Below are 23,628 nucleotides of genomic sequence, written 5' to 3' on the forward strand. Positions count from 1 at the left end.
TTTGCCAAATTATGTGGGGAAAAGTACTCGGTTTTTGTTTTGGCTTTATGTTTGGCAAATTTATAGGAGCCTTACTGGGCCTTTACCTAGGCCATATGTTCGATCGCAGCTTAAAACAAGACTTTGATAAAGCCGGTGGTTTTTCTGGTTTGTTTAAAGGCGATGATATTAACGAGCGCCAAGCACTTTTCTTTTCTAGCTGTTTTGCGGTGATGGGGCATATCGCCAAATCGAATGGTCGCGTTAGTGAAACGCATATTCGTGCTGCAAGTTTGTTTATGGACGAAATGGGACTCTCAGGCGATGAGCGCAGAGAAGCACAAGATGCCTTTCGTAGTGGTAAAGAAAGCGATTTTTCATTAAAAGAAACCGTTCATGACTTTAAAGAGCGCTTTGCTCGACGCCATGATTTATTGCAACTGTTCCTCGAAATACAAATTCAAATGGCCTTTTCTGATGGTCACCTTGCAGAGCAAGAAAAGCAGCTTTTGCAAGAGGTGAGTAAGCAGTTAGGTATTTCACGTACTCAGTTTGCAATTTTATTAAAACGCTACCAAGCCGAATTTGCATTTCGTCAGCAACAACAGCGTTTTTATGAACAACAACGTCAACAAAGTCAGCAAAATCGCAGCAGTCATAGTGAACAAAGAGGGCACAGTGTGCCACCGAATAATAGTATGAATCGTGCCCAAGCGTTGGCTCTTTTAGGCTTAAACAATGATGCTTCTGCGAGAGATATTAAAGTTGCTTATCGAAAGCTCATGGCTCAGCACCATCCCGATAAGCTGGTATCGCAAGGTTTACCAAAACATATGATGGAAGTTGCGGTAAAGAAAAGCCAAGATATTCAAGCGGCTTATGAGTATTTAAAAAAGGCGGCGTAAAAATCCGTCGACTTCTTTGAGCAGTCGCTGGTGCTGCTCAGGCTCTGAAGGCACACCAAATAACTCTCTTTGTCGGTAGTCATATTTTGCGTGTTTTCTTACCCAACGTTTTCTGTCTTTAACACTTTGCAGCGTGTCAGGGTTACCCTCACTATAAAAAATATCCAGTAACGGTGGGCTGATAGTCGAAAGCGTGGCATTGAGATGCTGGTTACGAATACTGTTAGGTAAATAACTACCTAGGCTAATAAAAGCGTTTAGTTCGTTGTTTGGAAAGCTCGCATAATGTTCAATCAAGAGCCCCGCACTGGCACCTTGTGCTACTACAATAATGTTGCCGCCTTCATCCATGGCACTGATATACAAGGCATTGAATCTGGCAATTAGCTTTAATTTATAATCATCAAGTACGGCTTCACTAATATTAGGTTCACCTGTAACAAAATGCGGCGCTTGTTGTGTTTCGGCTGGTGGAGCAGGAGTTGATTGCTCATCGCCTTGTTGACTACTTTGTGTTGTTGACTCAGCTTCAGAGCTTTCAGGTGACTCGGGCGTTGTCACATCGACAGGGTGCCAATCAATGTCAGGCATGGTCATGGCAAGGGTTGCATAGCCAATTTCGTTTAACTGCTTGCGCAAAAAGTTAATACCAGCATTATTAGTGGGGAGATGCTGCCAATCAGGAATGATTAGCACAATTCCGCGTTGACTGGCTGCCATCGATTGACGGTATAAACTAATGAACTCATCTTCACCGGCAAGCAGAGTGCGTATTTCATCACTTGGTAAAAAGCGCTGAATATCGTTAGTGACCAAGCTTGACCAAGGGGTAGGTTTAATAAAATCGGCAGCATTCACATTACCCATCAACGCAAAACAGGCTGCGTAAGCTAAGCGATGTGCGGGTTTTAAATTCATGCCGATATTACCAGAGTCTTTAATTAAATCAGTGATTAAATTAACTATCGGCAGTCTTTATTAAATATTTAGCGAATTGTCTTAAAACTCAGGAGCGGCTTCAAAAATCAGTGTTTCACCGCTTGCAGGGTGGGCTAAGGTAAGCATTTCGGCATGCAGTTGTAAGCGAGGAGCCATGGCGAATGCCTCGGGGTGAGCATACAACTTATCGCCTAAAATAGGGTGACCTAATGACAGCATGTGCACACGTAGTTGGTGAGAACGCCCAGTAATAGGGGTCAGCTCAACACGAGTCGCATTCTGTTCATACTCTAGCACTTTAAAGTGGGTTAATGACGGTTTGCCATTGTCGTGATCAACCATTTGCTTTGGGCGGTTCGGCCAATCACAAATAAGTGGTAAATCTACAGAACCAGTTTCTTGCTCAAGCTTACCAAATACGCGAGCAATGTAGCGTTTTGCAGTTTTTCTATCTTGAAACTGAATGCTTAAATTACGATGCGCTTCTTTATGCATAGCTAAACAAATAATGCCAGAGGTCGCCATATCAAGGCGGTGAACAATTTTTGCCGTTGGGAAAACGCGATTAATGCGAGCAATAAGGCAGTCGGCGTGTTTTGGGTCTTTTCCCGGCACAGTAAGTAAACCACTTGGTTTATTCACAATAAGTAAGTCATCGTCTTGATAAACAATACTTAAATAAGGTGTCATTGGGGGATTATAATTGAGTAACACAGCCAGCCTCGATGATATGCAAGGGCGCTATTTTAAAGGAGTATGAGCGCTTACACAATGCCAGAGCTGGTTTTCGAAAAGTAGTTAAGATACAGTAAATTCAGCTATGGAGTTTTAAGACAAGGACAAACAAATGTTTCGCTTTGGTTTAATTCGCAGTAAGCCTTGTTCACGATGTGGCTTAGAAGTAAATTATCTTGAGCCAGAGTGTCCGCACTGTAAAGGCTTATCAGATTTACAGGTCGTGTTTTTGAAGAAGTCCCACAGAGATGATTTACATAATAAAAATAGCGATTTAATAGCCGTTTTTTGGAAGCTAACCCTTGTTGCATTTTTTATAACACTACTTCTCTTCATTTTTTAGAAATAGCTTACTCTTTGGGCTTGCAGATATCTATTCCCCTTATTTTTAGCTACAATACGCGCCGTTTAATTATCTGGTAAATACAGTGGCTACTATCTCAAATAATTCCGTGTTAAAGCTTCGTGCTCAGCAAATGACTGAGTCTCGTCGTGAATTTAAAGCGCGAGGAGCAAAGTTAACGCGTTGTGAGCGATGTTTATTAGCCGAACACTATTGTATTTGTGATGGTGTTGAACAGGCAAAGTGTGATGCCGCGGTTTGTTTACTTATGTACCATAATGAGAGTTTTAAGCCGTCAAATACTGGCCGTTTAATTGCTGAAATCGTGCCAGATAACCATGCCTTTAAATGGGATAGAACAAATCCAGATGAAGCCTTATTAAGCTTATTGGCAGATCCCCAGTATCAGCCAATGGTTATTTTTCCTGCTAGCGATGTAGACGACGAAGAGCGGGTGATCACCGAAGTAACCCCTGTTGAAGGTAAACGTCCATTGTTTATCTTTTTAGATGGTACTTGGCGCGAAGCTAAGAAAATGATCCGTAAAAGCCCTTATCTAGATAATTTTCCTGTGCTTTCAATTACACCTGAAAAGCTTTCGGATTATCGATTGCGTGTTGCCCCGCATGAGCATCAACTAGGTACTGCTGAGGTGGCTATTATGGTTCTTGCTCTTGCTGGTGAAGAAGATGCAACTCAAAAGCTTGAGCAACATTTTATTAAGTTTAGAGATGCTTACCTGCTAGGTAAGCGAAATAAGGGGCGACCGGAGTAATAGTACCAATCCGCAATAATACTTAATCATTTTGAGGGATTAAACCTGTCGCTACCTGCGTTAAAAATTACTGATTTAGAACAACTAAATAACGAAATTTTTGCCTTGTTATCGACGAGGTTTTATTGCCCCAAAATAGACCACTTAATTAAGCGAATTGGTATAACTCTTTACTAAATTGTAGGCAAAAGAAAAGCGCGTACTATCTCTAGTCGCGCTTGCGGAATCTTCTTAATTTTTTGCATCCTGCAATTGAATCTAATCAACTCCCTAAACTTTGCCAATCCATGCGATTACACTTTACTTATTGGTTCTGTGTAATATAAGGCAATCCCGCCTTGTTTCCTTGTTAGTCCTTTACATCCTTGCTGGTAATCACTTTACCATTCCCTTACGTGCCATCCCGACACTATCCCTTTATTTGCAAATCCGTTGCGATGCCCTAACGGCCTGTCCTTTATTCCACTTTTTGAACTTCCTGTATAACAACATCCTGTTGTTATGCCATTCCACATCATCCTGATGCTGTCCGTAGGTTGTCACTCCATTGCGTTACTCTTCCTGAGCCTGTCCTTGATTCCTTATTCTCCTAATGAACCTTATTCCGCGGTATTATGAGTAATGCTTCCTTATCCATCTACTCATTAAGCTTCTTGCTTAGTTGATGTAAGTAATTATAGAGAAATAGGCAAAGCTGAGTAGGTCAAAATCTTACTTAATCTGCTGGTTATTTTATTGTCATTTAATATGTTTCATTAAATTTCAGTTAGTTAGGTTTTTTTATGCAGTGTTTGCTGGTGCTTTTTACTCAATAACTGCCATGCGGGTGAGATATGTCTTACATGCAAATTCCTAAATGGCAGCTATGTTGATTGAAATATAAGTTTAAACGGGTGCACTTTGCCCTAACTCTAGGTAAAATATTTTGATAATTGTTATTATTTAGGTGCTATAAAATGAAAAAAACAGCCTTAGTATTACTTAGCGCATTATTAAGCGCGCCTACATTTGCTGCAGATGTAGTAAATATTTACTCGTTTCGTCAACCATTCTTAATTCAGCCTATTTTGGATGATTTCACTAAGCAAACAGGCATTAAAACTAATGTGGTATTTGCAAAAAAAGGGCTGATTGAGCGTGTTAAGCGCGAAGGTAAACACAGTAAGGCTGATTTAGTATTAACTTCAAATTTTAGTGCGCTGATTCAATTAGAAGATTTAGGCTTAACGCAATCAATTAATAGTGATGTAGTTAATGCGAATGTGCCAAGCACTTTTCGCGATGCCGACGGTCAATGGATAGCACTTACTAAACGTGTACGTAATGTTTACTCTGCAAAAGAGCGCGTTGGTGCGCTTGGTGAGTTAACATACGAAGATTTAGCGGACCCAAAATACAAAGGTAAGATCTGCACTCGCTCTGGTAAACATCCATACAATTTAGGTTTAGTTGCTTCTATGGTTGCTCACCATGGCGAAGCAAAAACAAAGCAATGGCTTGAGGGCGTAAAAGCCAATTTAGCACGTAAGCCGCAAGGTAATGACAGAGCACAAGTCAAAGCCGTAAAAGAAGGTTTATGCGATCTGGCTTTAGGCAACAGCTACTATTTTGGCAAAATGATGCAAGATGAGCAGCAAAAATCATGGGCAGAAGCGGTATATATTAACTTCCCTAACCAAACAAACCGTGGTTCTCATATCAATGTATCGGGCGTTGTTATGACCCGTTATGCTAAAAACCCTGAAAATGCCTTGAAACTGATTGAGTATATGACCGACAATAAGGCGCAAAATATGTATGCTTCAGTGAATATGGAATACCCTGTAAAGCAAGGGGTTGCATTATCTGAGATGGTTGCATCATGGGGTGAGTTTAAAGAAGACAGTCTTCCTCTTGATGAGATCAGTAAATATCGTCCTGTGGCACTGAAGCTGATTGATGAAGTAAAGTTTGATTTATAACGAGAACATTCCTCGTTACACAATTTTATAAAAGCTGTTTTTTAACAGCTTTTATTTTATCTGGTATTAATCCACTTATGCATGTGAAGTTTTCGCTGTCGCGTTGGCAGCTTACAGCCTGGCTTATTGGCCTGTTGCTTGTTACGCCATTAGGCTTTTTGTTATTTGAATCACTGCAAGGGGATTCAGATGTATTTCAGCACCTTTTTGATACGGTGCTGTGGGATTATACCCGTAATACACTCATACTCATTGCAGGGGTAGGGCTGTTAAGCTGTATAATTGCATTGCCGCTAGCTTGGTTAACTGCATACTGTGACTTTCCCGGGCGTAAGCAATTTGAATGGGCGTTAATGCTGCCTTTAGCAATGCCAACTTATCTTATCGCCTACGTGTATACCGACTTACTTGATTACGCAGGGCCAATACAAATCGCCCTTCGAGACTGGTTTGGTTGGCAATCACCAGACGATTACTGGTTTTTTGATATTCGTACATTGACTGGGGCTATTTTTATGATTGCCTTGGTACTCTATCCTTACTTATACCTAATTTTTAAAACGGCACTCAGAGAGCAGTCTTTTAAACTAGTGCAAGCTAGTCAACTAATGGGGCTATCACCATTACAAAGTTTTTTACGCGTTAGTTTGCCTCTTGGTCGTGGGGCAATTGTGGCAGGGGTTACATTGATCAGTATGGAGGCTATGGCTGATTTTGCTACTGTTAACTACTTTGCTGTGAGCACACTGACGACCGCTGTTTATGATACATGGCTTGGCTATTACTCATTAACCGCAGCGGCGAAAATCTCAGGTATTATGTTACTGATTTTGTTTTTAACCATCATGGTTGAGCGCTTTAGTCGTCGCAATCAAGCTGTGTATGAACGTCAGTCAAGCGTAAACAGCGCAACTTTGTATCGCTTAAAAGGCGGTGCGGCATGGGCTGCAAGCTTGGCTTGCACCGTTGTGCTGGTATTGGCTTTTATTCTGCCGGTTGGAGTATTAGTTAAATATGCCATTGTCTATGCAGATGAAGCATGGAATGGGGCATTCTTTAATTACGCTTGGCAAAGCTTTAAAGTGGCTGTAGTGGTGAGCATTGCAACTATCCTATTGAGCTTATTGGTATTGTTTTATCAACGCATTGCGAAGCAAGCTTACCCTTTGATCCCTGGGCGTTTAGCAAGTACTGGCTATGCCTTACCTGGTACTGTATTAGCGATTGCTGTATTGCTGCCATTAACTCAGCTAGATGATGCATTAAATAATTGGCTTGAGCCTTTTGGTCTATCACCAGGGTTACTTTTAAGCGGTACTTTATTTGCGATGATTTTTGCTTATGTTGTACGTTTTTATGCGATTGCGCATGGCGCGCTTGAAAGCAGTTTTTTACGTATTAGCCCATCGTTAGATATGGCCAGCCAATCAATGGGCAAAGGGCCCATGCAAACCCTTTGGCGAGTACATTTACCGCTATTAAAACGCGGTATTTTAACAGCTGGTTTGTTAGTGTTTATTGAGTGCATGAAAGAGTTACCTGCAGCTCTATTACTCAGACCTTTTAATTTTGAAACCCTAGCAACTCATGTTTTTCAATATGTTAGTGATGAGCAATTGGAGCTTGCGTCAATTTCAGCCTTGTTTATCGTGTTAGTTGGGTTAATCCCTTTGTATTTCGTTAATCGTTCGATGGAGCAAAATCACTCATGAGTCATTTGATAATTAAAGACTTAGCTTATCAGTACAATGCGACTCAGGTGTTGAGTGAACTAAACCTCAATGTTGAACAAGATGAAATCGTCTGTTTGCTTGGCGCAAGTGGCTGCGGCAAAACCACCACCTTAAAGGCAATTGCCGGGATTTTACAGCCTGATCAAGGCTATATGAGTATTGATTCAAAAGTGGTCAACGATAGTGGGCTGTTTGTTGCACCGGAAAAACGTAATATTGGCATGATGTTCCAAGACTATGCGCTGTTTCCTCATTTAACGGTAAGCGACAACATAGCGTTTGGTCTTAGCAATATGAGCAAAGCGCAAAAGCGAGAGCGTGTAGATGAAATGCTTAGCCTTGTTAAACTCGATGGTTGTGCACAGCGATACCCGCATCAGCTTTCTGGTGGCCAACAGCAACGTGTGGCAATAGCCCGTGCACTTGCTTACAAACCAAGTTTATTATTACTTGATGAGCCATTTTCGAATATTGATACACAAGTGCGTTTTGAGCTTATTGCAGATATACGCCGAATTATTAAAGCTCAGCAGGTTTCTGCGGTATTTGTTACTCACTCAAAGGAAGAAGCTTTCGCATTTGCTGACACGCTTGCGGTTATGCATGGTGGAAAAATAGCCCAACAAGGCTCTCCTGAGCAGTTATTTAGCCAACCTAACTCAAAGGTGGTTGCAGAGTTTCTTGGTACGGGCATATACTTAACGGCAAAAGTATTAACGCCAACTGAATACGAAACGGCGTTTGGTGTGGTTCACTCATTGACACCGAACAATGCAGATTGTCAGCAAGGTCAAGTGTATATAAGACCGCACCATATTCAGTTGTGTGAAGCTGCGCACAGTGACGCAAACAGTTTAACTATTTTGCACAGGCGCTTTATCGGTACGCGTTATGTATATCGAATTAATATTGCAGGGCAAGAGTGTGAAGTTGCTGCAGAGCAAGACCGCGTGTTAGCTGTTGAGCAACCTTTAAAAATAAAAATAATGCCGCACACAGTCAATTTTTTTCATGATTAGTAATAAATAACAATCTTGAATCCTTGGCTTTGTGCAAATAACGAGAAGCTAAGGATTCACTATGGCGCAAGCGCAATCTGGGATTTGTGCTGAAGCAAACTTACATGGTTTGCACCTGTTTTTTAATGTTTACGATGGCCACGATGAGTCATTACGTAAAAAACTAAAACGCGTTAGCGTCATTCAAGATGAGTTTGCTGATCAGTTCTCAGAAGCCATGCTATCGTGCGTGGTTGCCCTTGGTGCTCAGTATTGGCCGCATATCTTGCCCGAGTTTATTCCTAGTCAATTGCAAAGCTTTCCGAATGTAACTCACAGTGAGCATGTGATGAGTGCCCAGCCATTTGATTTGTTTGTACAAATTCGCTCAGACCGTGAAGATGTAAACCATCTATTTGCCCTGCAAATCCTAAAATTATTAACACCGGATGTTGAGCTGGTGGAGCAGGTCCGTAATTTTCGGTTTTTAGATGGACGTGATTTTAACGGCTTTATTTATGCAGGCGATACACCTCATGGCCGTCAAAAGCGTAGTACAGCACTTATCGACAAACCGGGTCACTTTGAAGACCAAGGCAGCTATATTCATGTTCAGCGCTTTGTGCATGATTTGAGTGTCTGGCAGCACTTATCGTTATCAGAGCAAGAGCAAATCATGGGGCGCACGCGTCTAGATAACACCTTGATTGTGCCTGCTGTAGAAACCAGTCATGCGGTTCGTAGTGAATTAAAAGATGAGCATGGCCAGCCTCTCTTGCTAAACCAAAGCATGCCATTTGGTGATGTGCATAAGCAGGGAATTTTAATGGTTTCGTGTGCGGCGCAAGGGGATGCGTTTGAGCAGGTATTAAAGAGTCGCTTGGGGCAGGGCGATTGCTATGATCATTGGCTCGATTTTACTCAAGCCGATATGGGATCTGCGTTTTTCGCCCCGTCAGTAAACTTCTTAAAGCAGCTTTAAACGGTATCGAATAAAGTGCGTACGCGATCAAGCGTCACATCGATTTCAGAAATCTTCGCAGGGGCGATAAAAATAGTGTCGTCGCCTGCAATAGTGCCTAGTACGCCATCTGCTTTACCGAGTGAATCAAGTAAACGAGCAATTAATTGTGCTGCGCCTGGACTGGTGCGAATAATGATCATCATTTCGTTATGCATAATATCAATAACAAGCTGACGCAGTGGGCTTTTCGCTGTTGGCACACCCATTTCAGCCGGTAAGCAATAAACCATTTCTTGTTTTGCATTACGAGTACGTACCGCACCAAATTTGCTTAACATGCGAGATACTTTACTTTGACTAATATTATCAAAGCCTTGCTCTTTTAATGCTTCGACAATCTCACCTTGTGAACCGAAGTTTTCTTCTTTTAATAGCGCTTTAAACGCTTTGATCAGTGCTTCTTGTTTGTCTTGTGGTTGCATGTTGCCGTTTCTTTATTCATAAAATGTAGGGTAATTCTACACAACTCTGCATATTTATGCAGTATTAGTTTACAAAGTCGTCCAAAATGCTGTGTCTTTACAGCCAAGTTTACAACTATGGTCGAAATTATACGCGAAATAAGCAGGATAAATTTGTTTTTAGTCGCTAATTTCATTATCTTTAGGGCCACAAATATTTCCTACCTCAAATTACGGAGAATTCCAATGAAAGTTGCTGTTTTAGGCGCAGCTGGCGGTATCGGCCAAGCATTGTCTTTATTATTAAAAACAAGTTTACCTGCAGGTTCTGAATTATCGTTATACGATGTTGCCCCTGTTGTTCCTGGTGTAGCGGTTGATCTTTCTCACATCCCAACAGACGTTAAAGTTGAAGGTTTTGGTGCTGACAGCTTAGACGCAGCATTAGCTGGTTGTGATATCGTTCTTATCCCAGCGGGTATGCCACGTAAGCCAGGCATGGACCGTGCGGACCTTTTCAACGTAAACGCAGGTATCATCAAAACATTAGCTGAAGGCATCGTTAAAAACTGTCCTAAAGCGTTAGTAGGTATCATCACTAACCCAGTAAACGGCACTGTGCCAATCGTTGCTGAAGTATTCAAAAAAGCGGGTACTTACGATGCAGGCCGTGTATTCGGTATCACAACGCTTGACGTGATCCGTTCAGAAGCATTTGTTGCTGAACTTAAAGGTTTAAGCGCAACTGACGTTAAAGTTCCAGTGATCGGCGGTCACTCAGGTACTACAATCCTTCCTCTTCTTTCTCAAGTTGAAGGTGTTACTTTCACTGACGAAGAAGTTGCAGCATTAACTCCACGTATCCAAAACGCAGGTACTGAAGTTGTTAACGCTAAAGCGGGTGGCGGTTCAGCGACTCTTTCTATGGGGGCTGCAGCAGCACGCTTCTGTATGTCTTTAGTTAAAGGCTTACAAGGTGAAGAAGTAGTTGATTACGCATACGTTGCAGTTGAAAACGGTGACGCAGCATACTTCGCACACCCAGTTCGTCTAGGTAAAAACGGCGTTGAAGAAATCCTTTCTTACGGTGAGTTAAGTGCATTCGAAGAGCAAGCTAAAAACGACATGCTAGCTACACTTAACAAAGACATCCAAGAAGGTGTTGATTTCATCAACGGTTAATTCCCGACAGATGATAGGCGATTTTTAAATCGCCGAAAACAAAAAAGCCTGCAAATGCAGGCTTTTTTAATGGCTCGAATAAATAGTGTTTAGTGATCGCGGGCAACGGCGATACGGGCCAAACTCTCTAAGGCTTGTTTGTACGGTGTATCTGGTAAGAACGCAATACAAGCAATTGCTTTGTCAGCTTCTTGCTCAGCTTTTTGCATTGCAAACTCAAGGGCTTTAGTGTCAGCTAATGCCGCTAGAATGCTTTCTAAATGGTCCATACCATTACCAAGCTCAATAGCTTCGCGTACTAGCTTAACTTGCTCTGGTGTGCCTTTTTGCATTGCGTAGATAAGCGGTAGGGTAGGTTTACCTTCAGCTAAATCATCGCCAATGTTTTTACCAAGTTGCTCGGCATCAGCGTTGTAATCAAGTACATCATCCACTAATTGGAATGCAGTGCCAAGATGCATTCCGTATAAGTTTAATGCTTCAAGGGTTTGTTTGTCTTGCTCGGTAATAATTGCAGCAAGGCCGGTTGCAGCTTCGAACAATTTTGCCGTTTTGCTGTAAATAACCTGCATATAGCTTTGTTCTGTGGTGTCAGGGTCATTACAGTTCATTAGCTGTAATACTTCACCTTCAGCGATGACATTGGTTGCATCCGCTAAAATTTGCATGATTGGCATTTTACCTAGGCCAACCATAAGCTGAAATGAACGTGTATAGATAAAGTCACCGACCAAAACGCTAGCTGCATTACCAAACTCTGCGTTGGCTGTAGGCGTACCACGGCGCAAATGTGACTCGTCGACAACGTCGTCATGCAATAAAGTGGCGGTATGAATAAATTCGATGATAGTGGCAAGCGTAATATGGTCTTTGCCCTCATAACCAAGTGCTTTTGCCGCTAAAATGGCCAACATAGGACGAACGCGTTTACCGCCACTGTTTACTATGTATAAACCGAGTTGGTTAACCAATGCGACATCTGAGCGCATTTGGGCATGTATAAGTTGATTGACGTCATCCATTTCATTTTCGATTAACGTCTGGATAGCTTTTATATCCATTGATCTCCGAGCCAATATTTATGGGTATACGGGGCTGATTGTACAACAAAAAAAGCGCTTGCTCGATATTTTGTGATGATTCAGTAAAAAAACACTGTAAAGTTTTTTATTTGAGATCAATTTTGCCAAGATAAATTTATAACCTTGATTAATAAGTGATCAGCTTTTTGAATTTTAAAGGTGCCTATTATTAGCGTAATTTAATTGTCATGAGATCGTAAAAACCGCTTGGCATGTGGTGTTTTTAGGATAGAATAGGGGAAAATATTGAATTGCTCTCAATGCAGCTATTTTTTATTCATTTTATCGAAAAAGAGGCTTGCTAGTTTTTGCACATTAGCGTAAACTTCGCGCCCTATTGAAGAATATTTTAGTTGCGTCGATTTGAGGGCGCACAGACGGAGTTAATTATGTACGCGGTTTTCCAAAGTGGTGGTAAACAGCACCGTGTGACTGAAGGTCAAACAATTCGTCTTGAGAAATTAGACGTTGAAACTGGTGCAGCAGTTGAATTTGATTCAGTACTTTTAGTTGCTGATGGTGAGAAAATCGAGATCGGTGTACCGTTCGTAAACGGTGGTAAAGTAACAGCTGAGGTTGTTTCACACGGTCGCGGTGAGAAAGTTAAGATTGTTAAATTTAGACGTCGTAAGCATTCTCGTAAGCAAATGGGCCATCGTCAATGGTTCACTGAAGTTAAAATCACTGGCATTAGCGCTTAATTAGAGGTACTGAGAAATGGCACATAAAAAAGCAGCTGGTAGTACTCGTAACGGTCGCGATTCAGAAAGCAAACGCCTAGGTGTTAAGCGTTTTGGTGGCGAATCAGTTCTAGCGGGGAGCATCATTGTTCGTCAACGTGGTACTCGTTTCCACGCTGGCGCAAACGTAGGTATCGGTAAAGACCACACTATCTTCGCAAAAGCAGATGGTAAAGTTCAATTCGAACAGAAAGGTCCTTTAAACCGTAAATACGTAAATATCGTAGCTGAGTAATCATCTCGATATTTGAAAAACCCCGCCTTTGCGGGGTTTTTTGTTTTAAGGCACATAATAGTGCGTATAAATATATACCTAAGCGCCTTGGCATTGGGTGCTGAATAGGGCACTTAGGTATATAATAGAGTTATTAACAAGCCAATCTTAAAGTGAGTAATCATGAAGTTTGTAGATGAAGTAGAAATTCGTTGTGACGCGGGTGATGGCGGCAGCGGTGTCGTATCTTTCCGACGTGAAAAATATGTACCAGATGGCGGTCCTGATGGCGGCGACGGCGGCGATGGCGGCAGCGTTTATCTACAAGCCGATGAAAACTTAAATACGTTAATTGATTACCAATTTGAGCGTTTTCATAAAGCAGAGCGCGGCACAAATGGTCAAAGCCGTAACATGACAGGTAAAAAAGGCGCTGATTTAACGCTTAAAGTACCTGTTGGTACACGTATCATTGATGTTGACACTGAAGAGTCATTAGGTGATTTGATCAAGCATGGTCAAAAGGTTGTTGTTGCAAAAGGTGGTTTCCATGGCTTGGGGAATGCACGTTTTAAATCAAGTACAAACCGCGCTCCACGTCAAAAAACACTAGGTACACCTGGTGAAGTTCGCAGCTTACGTCTAGAGCTAATGCTACTTGCTGATGTTGGCTTACTTGGTTTACCAAATGCTGGTAAATCAACGTTTATCCGCAGTGTTTCTGCAGCTAAACCAAAAGTGGCAGATTACCCGTTTACGACGCTTATTCCTAATCTTGGTGTAGTACGCCCAGATGCGAATAAGTCATTTGTAATTGCTGATATCCCAGGTCTAATCGAAGGCGCTTCAGATGGCGCAGGCCTTGGTATTCGCTTCTTAAAGCATTTGGAGCGTTGTCGTGTATTACTGCATATCATTGATGTTATGCCTGTAGATGGTACAAACCCGGTTGATAATGCCTTTGCGATTATTAATGAGCTACACCAATACAGCCCTAAACTTGCTGAAAAGCCGCGTTGGTTAGTATTTAACAAAATTGACCTATTACCAGAAGATGAAGCTGAAGCCCTGTGTAATGAAATTGCCGAAGAGCTAGGTGAAGAGGCTAATGTTTACCGTATCTCTGCTGCGAATAAACAAAATACTCAAGCATTGTGTCATGACATTATGGCGCTACTTGATAGTATGCCGAAAGAGAAATTCGCTGAAGAAGAGAAAGAAGAAGTTGAATTTAAGTGGGATACTTACCATCAGAAAGCGACCTCTCAAGACGATGATGATTGGGATGACGACTGGGATGATGATGACTACGATGTGGAAGTTATCTACCAACGATAAAATTTAAAACTGAAAAGGAGCCATGCGCTCCTTTTTTATTAATAAGAAAAAAGTATTAAGGTTTAGTGTGAAAATTTCAATGATTGCTGCAATGGCAAATAACCGAGTAATTGGCCAAGACAACCAAATGCCATGGCATTTACCCGCCGATCTGCAACACTTTAAAAAAGTAACCATGGCAAAGCCTGTGATCATGGGCCGTAAAACATTTGAATCAATAGGTCGGCCTTTACCGGGTCGTCAAAATATTATTATCACGCGTAATGCTGATTACACAGCTGAAGGTATTGAGGTGGTTACTTCACCAGAGGCTGCGCTGGAATTGGTTGCTGATGTTGAAGAAGTAATGATTATTGGTGGCGGAAATATATACGAACAATTCCTGTCTCAAGCAGATCGTCTATACTTAACTTTTATCGACCTTGAAGTGGAAGGTGATACGCAGTTCCCAGATTACGAAAGTGTTGCTAATTGGACAGTTGCCGAGCAAGAAAAGCATCAGCCTGATAACAAAAACCCTCACTCGTATACTTTTGTAACCCTGTACAAAAATTCGTAACATTATTGCGGTAAAATTAATTAGTTGGTACAATATTACACAATCTTGGTAAGAAAAAAGTATTACATAAGGGCAAAATATGATGAAGTTACCAAATATGTTACTTGCAGCGGCTGTTGTATCAGCGTCAGTTGCGTATACAGCACCAGCAAAAGCTGATGATCAATTAGCGGTTTCTATCTGTGAATATATCGCAGCTGATGATAAAAACCGTTTGCGTAGTAAGCTTAAAAGCTCACGTGTGAAAATTCGTAACATTTTTGATGCTGTGAAATGCAATGGCAATAACATGCTTCGTCATGCAATCGAAAGCGGCGCGGCAGATACTGGTGAGTATATTGTTAAGAACTTATCAAAAAGCTCTTTAGAAGATGGTGCTGATATTGCTTGGGCTGAGTCGAACGGTCACGGTGGTTCACCACTAATCGCTGTTATTAAAGACCGCGCAGGCCTTTAATTTAAGCGCCAAAAGAATTTAAGAAACCGCACTCGTTGCGGTTTTTTTGTGCCTGTAAGGTAAGTAACTTGTTGAGAATCTCTCGTTTATTAAAAACTGGAAGCTTCTAAAGTTGAAGCCTTCCAGTTTGAGGCATTTACTGCTTGTTATTTATGGTAGCTTAAACAGGTTTCTACTTCGTTCTTCGAACCTAAGATCACCGCCACACGTTGGTGAATAGCGTCAGGTTGAATGTCCATGATGCGCTCAGTGCCTGTAGAAGCTATGCCGCCAGCTTGTTCGATTAACATTGCCATTGGATTTGCTTCGTATAATAAACGTAATTTGTTAGGTTTATTTGGATCTTTCGTGTCAGTTGGGTAAGTAAAAATACCACCACGACATAATACACGGTGCACATCACCCACCATTGCAGCAATCCAGCGCATGTTGAAGTTACGACCACGTGGGCCTGTGTCACCAGCAATTAAGTCATTGATGTAATTTTGCATCGCCGGTTGCCAATGGCGTTGGTTTGAAGCATTGATAGCAAATTCGCTGGTCTCTTCAGGTACGCTTGCAAAATCTTGTGTTAATAAGAAAGTACCGTGCGTTTTATCTAAGGTGAAAAAGCGTGTGCCCTTGCCAGTTGTTAACGCCAGCACGGTTGATGGGCCATATAACACATAACCCGCTGCAACTTGGTTTTTACCCGGTTGCATAAAAATACTAGGATCAGCTGGATCTGAACCTTCAGGCGCCGCCATAATTGAGAAAATCGTACCAACGAGTGAGTTGATATCAGTATTTGATGAGCCATCAAGTGGGTCGAATGCAACAATGTAGTTGGCATCTGGATTACCCGCAACGGTGAAGTCTTCTTCTTCAGAGGCAATGGCTTTTACGTAGCCCGATTCTAATAAAATATCTTTTAAAAGTTGGTTAGTTAGAACATCGAGTTTTTTCTGAGTTTCACCCTGAATGTTTTCGTCTAGGGTTGAGCCTAATACGCCAGATAGGGCGCCTTGACCAACACGAAATGAAATTTCTTTACATGCCGCAAGTACCGTTCTGATCAATGAGATCAGTTCACGAGGGCAACCATCTTCTAACAATACCGGTGGGAGTCTACGCATTCTATTTTCCTGATAACGTTGTAGCCAGACATTTTTAGTGTGAGAGAGAATGTCTTAGCAAGCGCTGAATTTCGTCTTAAATAGCTGATTTTTATAAACGGTACTTTATACTGCTTAATACCTATACAGTATTTAAAACGCGAATAACAAAGATAAGATTATGCAAAAAATACCATTACTACGATATCTGCTCTTAGCTGTGCTACTAACTATGATAACTCAAGCACACGCAGCAATTAAGTCTATAAATGATTTTACTGAAGAAATGACTCATTTTTCAGGCTATTTTTCATTTTACTACGACACAGAAAACGGCAAATTGTATCTTGAGGTGGATAAACTCGAGCAACAATTTTTACTACAACAAAGCCTACCTTACGGTGTTGGTTCAAATGATATTGGCTTAGATCGCGGTCAGTTAGGTGACACACATTTAGTACAGTTTGAGCGTTTTGGCGATAAGGTAATGCTAAGAGCCATCAATACTTATTACCGCGCTAATACTAATAACCTTGCGGAACAACAAAGTATTAAAGAGGCGTTCGCATCGAGTATTTTAGCGGGTTTTAGTGTTGTAGCTCAGTCAGATACTGCGGTACTTGTGGATTACACCCCTTATTTATTAAGCGATGTTCATGGTGTAAGCCGTCGTTTATCAGCAACCGGGCAGGGAAGTTTTAATCTAGATAGCAACCGCAGTGCGGTATATTTAGCACGTTCAAAAGCGTTTGAAAAAAATACAGAATTAGAAGCCGTGCTTACTTTTCATGGTAATAACCCAGGAAAGTATGTACGCCAAGTGAGCGCAGACCCTTATGCGCTGACAGTACATATGCATCACTCATTAATTGAGTTACCGGACGATAACTACACCCCTCGCAAATTCCACCCTCAAGCAGGTTTTTGGAGCATTGAGCACAAAGATTATGCGGCAGCGCTGGGTGAGTCTATGTATGTGCGTTACATTCCACGTCATCGTTTAGCGAAAAAAGATCCGAGCCTGCCAATCAGCGAACCCGTTGAGCCGATTGTTTATTACTTAGATCCGGGTGTACCTGAGCCAGTTAAAACAGCGTTACTTGATGGTGCTAAATGGTGGAATGATGCCTTTAATGCAGCAGGTTATAAGAACGCATTTATTGTTAAAGTGCTCCCTGATGATGCCGACCCTATGGATATACGCTACAACGTAATTCAATGGGTGCACCGTGCAACCCGTGGTTGGTCGTATGGCAGTTCAGTGATTGACCCTCGAACTGGCGAAATTATCAAAGGCCATGTGACACTCGGGTCACTGCGTGTTCGTCAAGATATCCTAATTGCAGAAGCATTAGCAGCTCCCTATTTTGAAGGCAATGAAGTGGCTAAGCGCTTACAAGCCATGGCACTTGATCGTATTCGTCAATTAAGTGCCCATGAAGTCGGGCATACTTTAGGTATTTCGCATAACTTTGCAGCGTCAGTGGCAGACAGAGCCTCTGTGATGGATTATCCACACCCACTACTGAGCTTTAATGAGCAAGGTAAATTAGATGTAAGTCGTGGCTATGCTGCTGGCATGGGCGTGTGGGATACCCAAGTGGTCAAATACGGTTATAGCGACTTCACCAATCAAGATGAAGCACAGCAATTGGCTGCTATTTTAGCTGAGAACAAAAGTAAAGGGTTGGAGTTTATCTCAGACAGTGATGCCCGCGCTCAAGGTGGTGCTCACCCAACAGGGCATTTATGGGATAACGGCAGTTCACCAAGTGATGAGCTAATGCGTGTACTTGATGTTCGTAAACAAGCGCTGACGAGCTTTGGTATCGAAAACATCAAAACAGGCACTGCGTTATCGCAATTAGAAGAAATGCTGGTGCCACTTTATTTGTTCCATCGCTATCAAGTAGAAGCTGCGGTTAAACTAATTGCTGGTGTGAATTATGAGTACGAAGTACGTGACGGCTCGCAACCAAAAGGGGCACAGGTTGTGGCAAAGCAAACGCAACAAGCAGCAGTGGATGCACTCCTTGCAACGCTAAAAGCCGAAAACCTTGTTTTACCTGAGTCAGTATTAGCGCTTATTCCACCAAAAGCGTATGGTGAATCTAAATCACGCGAAAGTATTGTTGGTCGCACAGGACTAACGCTTGATGCGATGGCGCTGCCTGAAGTTGCTGCAGCACATAGCTTGAGCCTACTTTTTAATAGCCAACGCATTAACCGTTTAGCACAGCAGCAAGCACGAAGCGATGCATTTTATGGTTTAGATGCGTTATTAGCACAAACTTATCAGCAAGTTTTTGAGCAAAAAATTGCTTCAGGGATGGCAGGTAAAATTAGCCAACGTGTACAGCTTTTAACGGCGAAACAGTTTGCCGATTTAGTGGCAAGCAATGAGGTGGCACCCGAAGTACAAGCACAGCTTCGTTACTACTTAGCTAAACTTGCAAAGAGTTACCAGCAAGAATCAATGCTAGGCAGTGCATCCGTTGGTAATAGTGCATTTAAGCAATATTTAAGCGAGCAAATCAGTCACTTTTTAGAAAACGGTGAATGGCCTGCAAACTTTAAAGTGTTGCCAATGCCACCGGGTTCGCCAATTTAACTCACCTTTCTTTTAAGACGCCTAGCATAGCTAGGCGTTTTACTTGCATAAAATTGGATATTTGCTAATCTAGCGGCCTTCCTTTTTTGTCTTTTTGAGGTGTATATGGCGTTCTTTTCTCGCTCGTTGTTAGCAGCGGCCATTACATTCTCTAGCTTTTCCAGTTACGCAACCCTAGAAAAAAAACAATGCGATGTAGAGCTAAGCCATGGCTTGATCATCACTGATGATGTCATTCGTATTGTTGATAAAGGTCAAACTCGCGTACAAATCAACAACGATAACCAATTGTTTATACGAGGTTATTGGGTTGATTTAAGCCCAGAAGAAAGCCAAGTTGTGGAGCAGTTCAGTCGCGGTATCAGGCAAACCGTTCCTGAACTTGTTGATTTGGCGACCGATGGTGTAAACCTTGGCTTAAGTGCCATCGAGCAAGTTGTTGAGGGCATGTCAGACAAAGAGCCTGAAGTGCTAAAAACTCAACTGCAATATGTTGAGCGTGCACTAATGGATAAATTTAAGCGTGGCGATGACTTTTTCTTTATTGCTCCGCAGTCGCTGTCGAAAATCGATGACTTTTTTACCAAAGAAATCAGCCAAAAAATTCACTCTGCAGTTCACGGTTCACTTGGCGCTATTTTAGTTTCGCTAGGTGATGCCTTTAAATCGCGCGAAGGTAACATCGAAGACCGTATCAATGATATGGGGCAGCGTATGGACATCATCTCAAAAGAAATTGATAAATCACTACAAAAGAAAGCAGAGCAATTAGAGATGAAAGCCTCAGAATACTGTGAGTGTTTGAACTCATTAGATGTCACTGAGTCACGATTACAACAAATGGTGCCGGGGATGGCCGATTTTGATTTGGTACAAATAAAGTCTTAATACGAACTTAAAACGAAAAAGCCCAGCAGTTGCTGGGCTTTTTCGTTTTTACTTGTTTGAATTAGCTAAACTTAGCGGTTTCAGTTTCTAAATCGCTAGTAAGGCCTTTGATCAAATCGGTTGCTGTATGAGCCTGATTAGATACATTAGCCGTTTGTGAAGCCGTGTCTGAGATAGTTACGATGCGCTTGGCGGTGTCTTCACCAGCATCAAGCTGCTCTTTTGCAGCAATGGCTATTTGATGGCTCATTTGTGCAATTGCGCTGAGTGAGCTGGCAACGCGTTTTAGCTCTTCATTGGCTTTAGTCGACTTTTCAACGGTTTGTTCACTGGTACTCATACTGAGCGAAACAGATGACTTGGCATCTTGGGTTGCAGCTTGTAGTTTGCCAATCATATTGCGGATTTCTTCAGTGCTGGTTTGTGTGCGCTGAGCAAGCCCACGAACTTCATCAGCAACCACAGCAAAACCTCGTCCTTGCTCACCTGCACGGGCAGCTTCTATTGCCGCATTAAGCGCAAGTAAGTTCGTTTGTTCGGCAATACCTTGAATAACACTCAGTACATTTGCGATGTTATTTACTTCATCATCAAGCACTTGAATGTTATTACCAGCGCTGTCAATTTGCTGCTCTAAAAGCGCGATAGTATCAGCAGCCTCGCTGGTTAAGTGGCTGGCGCTTTGACCTTGTTGCTCAGCTTCTTGCACTGAGTAAGCGGCTTGCTCAGCATGTTCTACAACAGTTTGTGCTGAGGCTGTTAACTCGGTAATAGCTGAAGCTACCATTTGAGTTTCTTCGTTTAGGCTACGAGTGAGTTTGTCGAGCTCAACAGAGCGAGACTCGTTATCAACACTTTGATTTTTTAAGCTATCTGTAACGCCTTTAATGCCGCCAACAACGCCACGTAAACCTTGCTGCATGTAATGCATAGCAGCAATAATGCTTTCAGGTGGAGCATCTTGGCGAATATGTGAGTTTAAGTTGCCGCGAGAGACGTTTTTTACAATACCAATTACTTCGTCAATTTCGCCGCCCAAGGCATTAGTGAGCGATGAACCAAAGCGGGCAATGGCAAAGGTCAGCGCAATGGCAATAAGCATAGATAAGCCCAGCAGCCACTTTGCAGTATTCCAATAACGTTCATCAACTTCTTTGGCGCTAATGCCTGTACCAACATACCAGCCAAACAGCGGTGTTTTTTGTACTACAGAGGTTAAATCAACGGTTTCACCGTCTCGCACCGAATCCCAGTGATAGGTGATGATTTTATTGGTCGTGTTACCCACGAGATTTTCGACCATACGGCCGATACTGTTGCCGCTGGCATCTTTAAAATCGTTAAAGCTGGTGCCGTGTAGTTCTGGGTCGTGCGGCGTGGCGACAAAATCTAAGTTGTTGTCGACGACATACACATATTCTGAGTCGTGGTATTTATTTTCTCGAAGTACCTGAATCGCGAGCTTCTTTGCTTGTGCTTCTTCGAGTTGATTGCTTTTAACCATCAACTCAAATTGCTCAACAATATTGGTGGTGCTCTTCATGAGTTGGTTGATACGCGCGATGTTGTCGCTTTCGCTGGCATGGCGTAAAGATTGTAAGCCAAGTAACGCTATCGCAGATAACGCAATAAACATAGCGATAGCAAATAAGGTGATTTTTGTTTTTAAAGCTAGTCCTGATAACACAGTCAGCCTCCTTTATTATTTCCCCTGTTAACTTTTACCACGTTTGTCTGGTTTTATTAAGGAGAAATGACAGCGTTATCATGACTTTTGCTCAAGTACCTATTTAGAGCTTTAGTTCGGCTTCTGTGAGGGCACGATATTCACCGCTTGCAAGGCTTTCATCGAGGGTGATGCCAGCTATTTTTTCACGATGTAATTCAACAACTTTATTACCTACAGCCGCAAGCATTCGCTTAACTTGATGGTATTTACCTTCGCAAATTGAAAGGCGTAAGCTGTAGCTTGCAAGTTTTTCAACAACCGCAGGGCGAGTTAGCTCTTTTTCGTTGTGCAATTGCACCCCTTGCTCTAACGCTGCAATGGCTTCTTCATCAATAGGTTCTTGAGTTTCAACTAAATAGGTTTTGAATTTGTTATGCTTTGGTGCAGTAATTTTGTGTGACCAGTCGCCGTCATTGGTGATGATCACTAACCCTGTGGTGTCGATATCTAAACGGCCTGCAACATGAAAGTCGCTCATGTTTGGTTCATCAAGTAAGTCGAATACAGTTGGGTGGAGGTCATCTTTGTTGGCACACACATAGCCCGCTGGTTTATGGAGCATAAAGTAGCGTTTGCCTAAAAACACCAGCGGCTCGCCTTGCCAGCGCACGGCGTCATCTTGGTTGATTGAATAATCAAATGAGGTGATCACCTCGCCATTAACAGTGGCGTATTTACGTTTGATACCTGCTTTGGTTTTGCTTCGAGGTAACTCGGCAATATGGCTAATAAATTTATCTAAACGGCATGGAAATTTCATTGGGATCACATTTTTAGTCGGCTACAATGGCGGCGAGTATAGCGGATACTAGTTACCTATGACAGTACAGCAAGGACAAATATTACAGCATTACCAAGCGCAAATAGCCAAAGGTGATTTGCAAGAAGACCGTGCCCAGCGCATAGCGATAAATGCTCTTGATAATCTAGCCACAGAATTGGCTGCACCAAGCCATTGGTGGCAAAGCGCTAAGCCAATAAAAGGGGTTTACTTATATGGCCCAGTCGGGCGTGGTAAATCCATGTTAATGGACGTGTTTTTCAAGCTTGTTAATATTGACGCTAAGCAGCGTTTGCACTTTCATCATTTTATGAAGCAAGTGCATGAGCGCTTAACTCAGCTGCAAGGGCAAAAAAATCCGCTGACGGTGATTGCTAAAGAGTGGGCAGAGCACATTCGCTTGATTTGTTTTGATGAGTTTTTTGTGTCTGATATTGGTGATGCCATGATCTTAGGTGGCTTATTCAAAGCCCTGTTTGAGCAACAAGTAGTGTTAGTTGCAACGTCAAACTGTCAACCGGAGCAGTTATATCGCAACGGTTTACAGCGCGCACGATTTTTACCGACAATCGATTTATTAAATGAGCATTGCCATGTTTTAAGTGTTGAAGGCGATACAGATCATCGCTTTCGCTTTGGCAAACAAACCGCACATTATTTTATTAATAACAAAGATGCGCTAACAGAGCGCTTTTTAAAGCAAGAGCAAGTAATACAAAGGCAAACAGCGATAGAGGTTTGCCATCGCGAGCTTAGCTGTATCTTGCTCGCTCAAGACGCCATTATGTTTGATTTTATGGCGCTTTGCTCAGGGCCTAGAAGTACCGCGGATTATATTGATTTGGCAGAGCGTTTTCAGCGGGTGTATTTACTCAATGTGCCAGTAATGGGGCGCGGAGCCACAGGCAAACAAATTGTGCATGGTATTGAAGATAGCTACCAGCGAGAAAAGCAGGATTTACAAGAACACTTTTTAGATGATGAAGCGCGGCGCTTTATTGCTTTGGTTGATGAGTTTTATGATCGCAGCCGATTATTGGTGATTTCGGCTGAGGTGGGCATTAGCGATTTATATCAAGGACAAAAACTGGCATTTGAATATGCGAGGACCGAGTCTCGATTAGTTGAGATGCAAAGCTGGCATTGATAAAGAAGCACGC

22 protein-coding genes are annotated in these 23,628 nt (G+C 42.2%); 15 read left to right on the top strand and 7 right to left on the bottom strand.

What is annotated here, in order from left to right:
• Positions 1-11 precede the first annotated feature (11 nt).
• Positions 12-884, top strand: a complete 873-nt coding sequence (djlA, locus tag L1266_RS04975) for a co-chaperone DjlA (RefSeq protein WP_054551003.1) — start codon at positions 12-14, stop codon at positions 882-884.
• On the opposite strand, the gene L1266_RS04980 is transcribed toward djlA, so the two are convergent.
• Both L1266_RS04980 and rluA read right to left on the bottom strand, forming a co-directional pair.
• A complete protein-coding gene (locus L1266_RS04980) occupies positions 867-1,802 on the bottom strand; it encodes a DUF3530 family protein (protein ID WP_235377018.1) in 936 nt (311 codons plus the stop codon). The genes djlA and L1266_RS04980 overlap by 18 nt on opposite strands.
• Before the next feature lie 81 nt (positions 1,803-1,883).
• The gene (gene rluA / locus L1266_RS04985; protein WP_082401641.1) at positions 1,884-2,537 is read right to left on the bottom strand and encodes a bifunctional tRNA pseudouridine(32) synthase/23S rRNA pseudouridine(746) synthase RluA; all 654 of its coding nucleotides are present in this window, start codon (positions 2,535-2,537) and stop codon (positions 1,884-1,886) included.
• Between the two features lie 497 nt (positions 2,538-3,034).
• Between rluA and L1266_RS04990 the strand changes: the two genes are divergently transcribed.
• From L1266_RS04990 to L1266_RS05010, 5 genes are all read left to right on the top strand, one after another.
• Entirely contained in the window at positions 3,035-3,676 is a 642-nt protein-coding gene (locus tag L1266_RS04990) for a tRNA-uridine aminocarboxypropyltransferase (protein ID WP_268842718.1), read from the top strand.
• A gap of 956 nt (positions 3,677-4,632) precedes the next feature.
• Entirely contained in the window at positions 4,633-5,637 is a 1,005-nt protein-coding gene (locus L1266_RS04995) for a Fe(3+) ABC transporter substrate-binding protein (RefSeq protein WP_209327232.1), read from the top strand.
• 77 nt (positions 5,638-5,714) lie between these two features.
• On the top strand, positions 5,715-7,349 hold the full coding sequence (locus tag L1266_RS05000; RefSeq protein WP_235377019.1) for an ABC transporter permease: 1,635 nt from the start codon (positions 5,715-5,717) through the stop codon (positions 7,347-7,349).
• A complete protein-coding gene (locus tag L1266_RS05005; protein ID WP_235377020.1) occupies positions 7,346-8,389 on the top strand; it encodes an ABC transporter ATP-binding protein in 1,044 nt (347 codons plus the stop codon). The genes L1266_RS05000 and L1266_RS05005 overlap by 4 nt, the downstream gene beginning before the upstream one ends.
• A gap of 61 nt (positions 8,390-8,450) precedes the next feature.
• Complete coding sequence (locus L1266_RS05010; RefSeq protein WP_166340490.1) at positions 8,451-9,350, top strand: Dyp-type peroxidase; 900 nt, start codon at positions 8,451-8,453, stop codon at positions 9,348-9,350.
• Here L1266_RS05010 and argR read toward each other — a convergent pair.
• Positions 9,347-9,814: a transcriptional regulator ArgR gene (argR, locus tag L1266_RS05015; protein WP_054551012.1), complete on the bottom strand. Its 468-nt coding sequence runs from the start codon at positions 9,812-9,814 to the stop codon at positions 9,347-9,349. The genes L1266_RS05010 and argR overlap by 4 nt on opposite strands.
• 225 nt (positions 9,815-10,039) lie before the next feature.
• On the opposite strand from argR, the gene mdh reads away from it, so the two are divergent.
• The gene (gene mdh / locus L1266_RS05020; protein WP_054551013.1) at positions 10,040-10,975 is read left to right on the top strand and encodes a malate dehydrogenase; all 936 of its coding nucleotides are present in this window, start codon (positions 10,040-10,042) and stop codon (positions 10,973-10,975) included.
• Positions 10,976-11,064: 89 nt separating this feature from the next.
• Here the strand turns inward: mdh and ispB are convergent, their stop codons facing one another.
• Positions 11,065-12,036, bottom strand: coding sequence for an octaprenyl diphosphate synthase (ispB, locus tag L1266_RS05025; RefSeq protein ID WP_054551014.1), 972 nt, complete (start codon positions 12,034-12,036; stop codon positions 11,065-11,067).
• A gap of 410 nt (positions 12,037-12,446) precedes the next feature.
• Here ispB and rplU point away from each other — a divergent pair, with 410 nt between their 5' ends.
• The 5 genes from rplU (at position 12,447) to L1266_RS05050 (ending at position 15,365) form a co-directional block, all read left to right on the top strand.
• Positions 12,447-12,758 carry a 50S ribosomal protein L21 gene (gene rplU, locus L1266_RS05030; RefSeq protein ID WP_036965957.1) on the top strand — a complete coding sequence of 104 codons (312 nt, stop codon included), beginning with the start codon at positions 12,447-12,449 and terminating at the stop codon, positions 12,756-12,758.
• Positions 12,759-12,774: 16 nt separating this feature from the next.
• The gene (rpmA, locus tag L1266_RS05035) at positions 12,775-13,032 is read left to right on the top strand and encodes a 50S ribosomal protein L27 (protein WP_054551015.1); all 258 of its coding nucleotides are present in this window, start codon (positions 12,775-12,777) and stop codon (positions 13,030-13,032) included.
• 162 nt (positions 13,033-13,194) lie between these two features.
• Positions 13,195-14,349, top strand: coding sequence for an Obg family GTPase CgtA (gene cgtA, locus L1266_RS05040; RefSeq protein WP_235377021.1), 1,155 nt, complete (start codon positions 13,195-13,197; stop codon positions 14,347-14,349).
• Between the two features lie 79 nt (positions 14,350-14,428).
• Positions 14,429-14,908 carry a type 3 dihydrofolate reductase gene (gene folA, locus L1266_RS05045; RefSeq protein ID WP_082389164.1) on the top strand — a complete coding sequence of 160 codons (480 nt, stop codon included), beginning with the start codon at positions 14,429-14,431 and terminating at the stop codon, positions 14,906-14,908.
• A 79-nt stretch (positions 14,909-14,987) separates the two neighbouring features.
• Positions 14,988-15,365, top strand: coding sequence for a DUF3718 domain-containing protein (locus L1266_RS05050; protein WP_054551017.1), 378 nt, complete (start codon positions 14,988-14,990; stop codon positions 15,363-15,365).
• A gap of 146 nt (positions 15,366-15,511) precedes the next feature.
• On the opposite strand, the gene L1266_RS05055 is transcribed toward L1266_RS05050, so the two are convergent.
• Complete coding sequence (locus L1266_RS05055) at positions 15,512-16,480, bottom strand: class 1 fructose-bisphosphatase (RefSeq protein ID WP_138619101.1); 969 nt, start codon at positions 16,478-16,480, stop codon at positions 15,512-15,514.
• A gap of 160 nt (positions 16,481-16,640) precedes the next feature.
• On the opposite strand from L1266_RS05055, the gene L1266_RS05060 reads away from it, so the two are divergent.
• Both L1266_RS05060 and L1266_RS05065 read left to right on the top strand, forming a co-directional pair.
• Positions 16,641-19,070 carry a zinc-dependent metalloprotease gene (locus tag L1266_RS05060; RefSeq protein WP_235377022.1) on the top strand — a complete coding sequence of 810 codons (2,430 nt, stop codon included), beginning with the start codon at positions 16,641-16,643 and terminating at the stop codon, positions 19,068-19,070.
• Between the two features lie 105 nt (positions 19,071-19,175).
• Positions 19,176-19,958 (top strand): YggN family protein, encoded by a 783-nt coding sequence (locus L1266_RS05065; protein WP_166340496.1) that lies wholly within the window; start codon positions 19,176-19,178, stop codon positions 19,956-19,958.
• Between the two features lie 61 nt (positions 19,959-20,019).
• Here the strand turns inward: L1266_RS05065 and L1266_RS05070 are convergent, their stop codons facing one another.
• Both L1266_RS05070 and rsuA read right to left on the bottom strand, forming a co-directional pair.
• Positions 20,020-21,594, bottom strand: a complete 1,575-nt coding sequence (locus L1266_RS05070; RefSeq protein WP_235377132.1) for a methyl-accepting chemotaxis protein — start codon at positions 21,592-21,594, stop codon at positions 20,020-20,022.
• Positions 21,595-21,748: 154 nt separating this feature from the next.
• Entirely contained in the window at positions 21,749-22,447 is a 699-nt protein-coding gene (gene rsuA, locus L1266_RS05075) for a 16S rRNA pseudouridine(516) synthase RsuA (protein WP_235377023.1), read from the bottom strand.
• Between the two features lie 58 nt (positions 22,448-22,505).
• Here rsuA and zapE point away from each other — a divergent pair, with 58 nt between their 5' ends.
• Entirely contained in the window at positions 22,506-23,615 is a 1,110-nt protein-coding gene (gene zapE / locus L1266_RS05080) for a cell division protein ZapE (protein WP_235377024.1), read from the top strand.
• Positions 23,616-23,628: the final 13 nt, after the last annotated feature.

This window comes from Pseudoalteromonas sp. Cn5-37 (assembly GCF_021532495.1).
GTDB lineage: Bacteria > Pseudomonadota > Gammaproteobacteria > Enterobacterales > Alteromonadaceae > Pseudoalteromonas > Pseudoalteromonas simplex.

Coding starts and splice junctions, on each gene's coding strand:
- zapE (WP_235377024.1), top strand. CDS start 22,506: ATGACAGTACAGCAAGGACAAATATTACAGCATTACCAAGCGCAAATA.
- djlA (WP_054551003.1), top strand. CDS start 12: ATGTGGGGAAAAGTACTCGGTTTTTGTTTTGGCTTTATGTTTGGCAAA.
- rpmA (WP_054551015.1), top strand. CDS start 12,775: ATGGCACATAAAAAAGCAGCTGGTAGTACTCGTAACGGTCGCGATTCA.
- L1266_RS05065 (WP_166340496.1), top strand. CDS start 19,176: ATGGCGTTCTTTTCTCGCTCGTTGTTAGCAGCGGCCATTACATTCTCT.
- rplU (WP_036965957.1), top strand. CDS start 12,447: ATGTACGCGGTTTTCCAAAGTGGTGGTAAACAGCACCGTGTGACTGAA.
- L1266_RS05000 (WP_235377019.1), top strand. CDS start 5,715: ATGCATGTGAAGTTTTCGCTGTCGCGTTGGCAGCTTACAGCCTGGCTT.
- L1266_RS05010 (WP_166340490.1), top strand. CDS start 8,451: ATGGCGCAAGCGCAATCTGGGATTTGTGCTGAAGCAAACTTACATGGT.
- L1266_RS04990 (WP_268842718.1), top strand. CDS start 3,035: ATGACTGAGTCTCGTCGTGAATTTAAAGCGCGAGGAGCAAAGTTAACG.
- ispB (WP_054551014.1), bottom strand. CDS start 12,036: ATGGATATAAAAGCTATCCAGACGTTAATCGAAAATGAAATGGATGAC.
- L1266_RS05005 (WP_235377020.1), top strand. CDS start 7,346: ATGAGTCATTTGATAATTAAAGACTTAGCTTATCAGTACAATGCGACT.
- L1266_RS05060 (WP_235377022.1), top strand. CDS start 16,641: ATGCAAAAAATACCATTACTACGATATCTGCTCTTAGCTGTGCTACTA.
- mdh (WP_054551013.1), top strand. CDS start 10,040: ATGAAAGTTGCTGTTTTAGGCGCAGCTGGCGGTATCGGCCAAGCATTG.
- L1266_RS04995 (WP_209327232.1), top strand. CDS start 4,633: ATGAAAAAAACAGCCTTAGTATTACTTAGCGCATTATTAAGCGCGCCT.
- rsuA (WP_235377023.1), bottom strand. CDS start 22,447: ATGAAATTTCCATGCCGTTTAGATAAATTTATTAGCCATATTGCCGAG.
- L1266_RS04980 (WP_235377018.1), bottom strand. CDS start 1,802: ATGAATTTAAAACCCGCACATCGCTTAGCTTACGCAGCCTGTTTTGCG.
- L1266_RS05055 (WP_138619101.1), bottom strand. CDS start 16,480: ATGCGTAGACTCCCACCGGTATTGTTAGAAGATGGTTGCCCTCGTGAA.
- argR (WP_054551012.1), bottom strand. CDS start 9,814: ATGCAACCACAAGACAAACAAGAAGCACTGATCAAAGCGTTTAAAGCG.
- folA (WP_082389164.1), top strand. CDS start 14,429: ATGATTGCTGCAATGGCAAATAACCGAGTAATTGGCCAAGACAACCAA.
- cgtA (WP_235377021.1), top strand. CDS start 13,195: ATGAAGTTTGTAGATGAAGTAGAAATTCGTTGTGACGCGGGTGATGGC.
- L1266_RS05070 (WP_235377132.1), bottom strand. CDS start 21,594: ATGTTTATTGCGTTATCTGCGATAGCGTTACTTGGCTTACAATCTTTA.
- L1266_RS05050 (WP_054551017.1), top strand. CDS start 14,988: ATGATGAAGTTACCAAATATGTTACTTGCAGCGGCTGTTGTATCAGCG.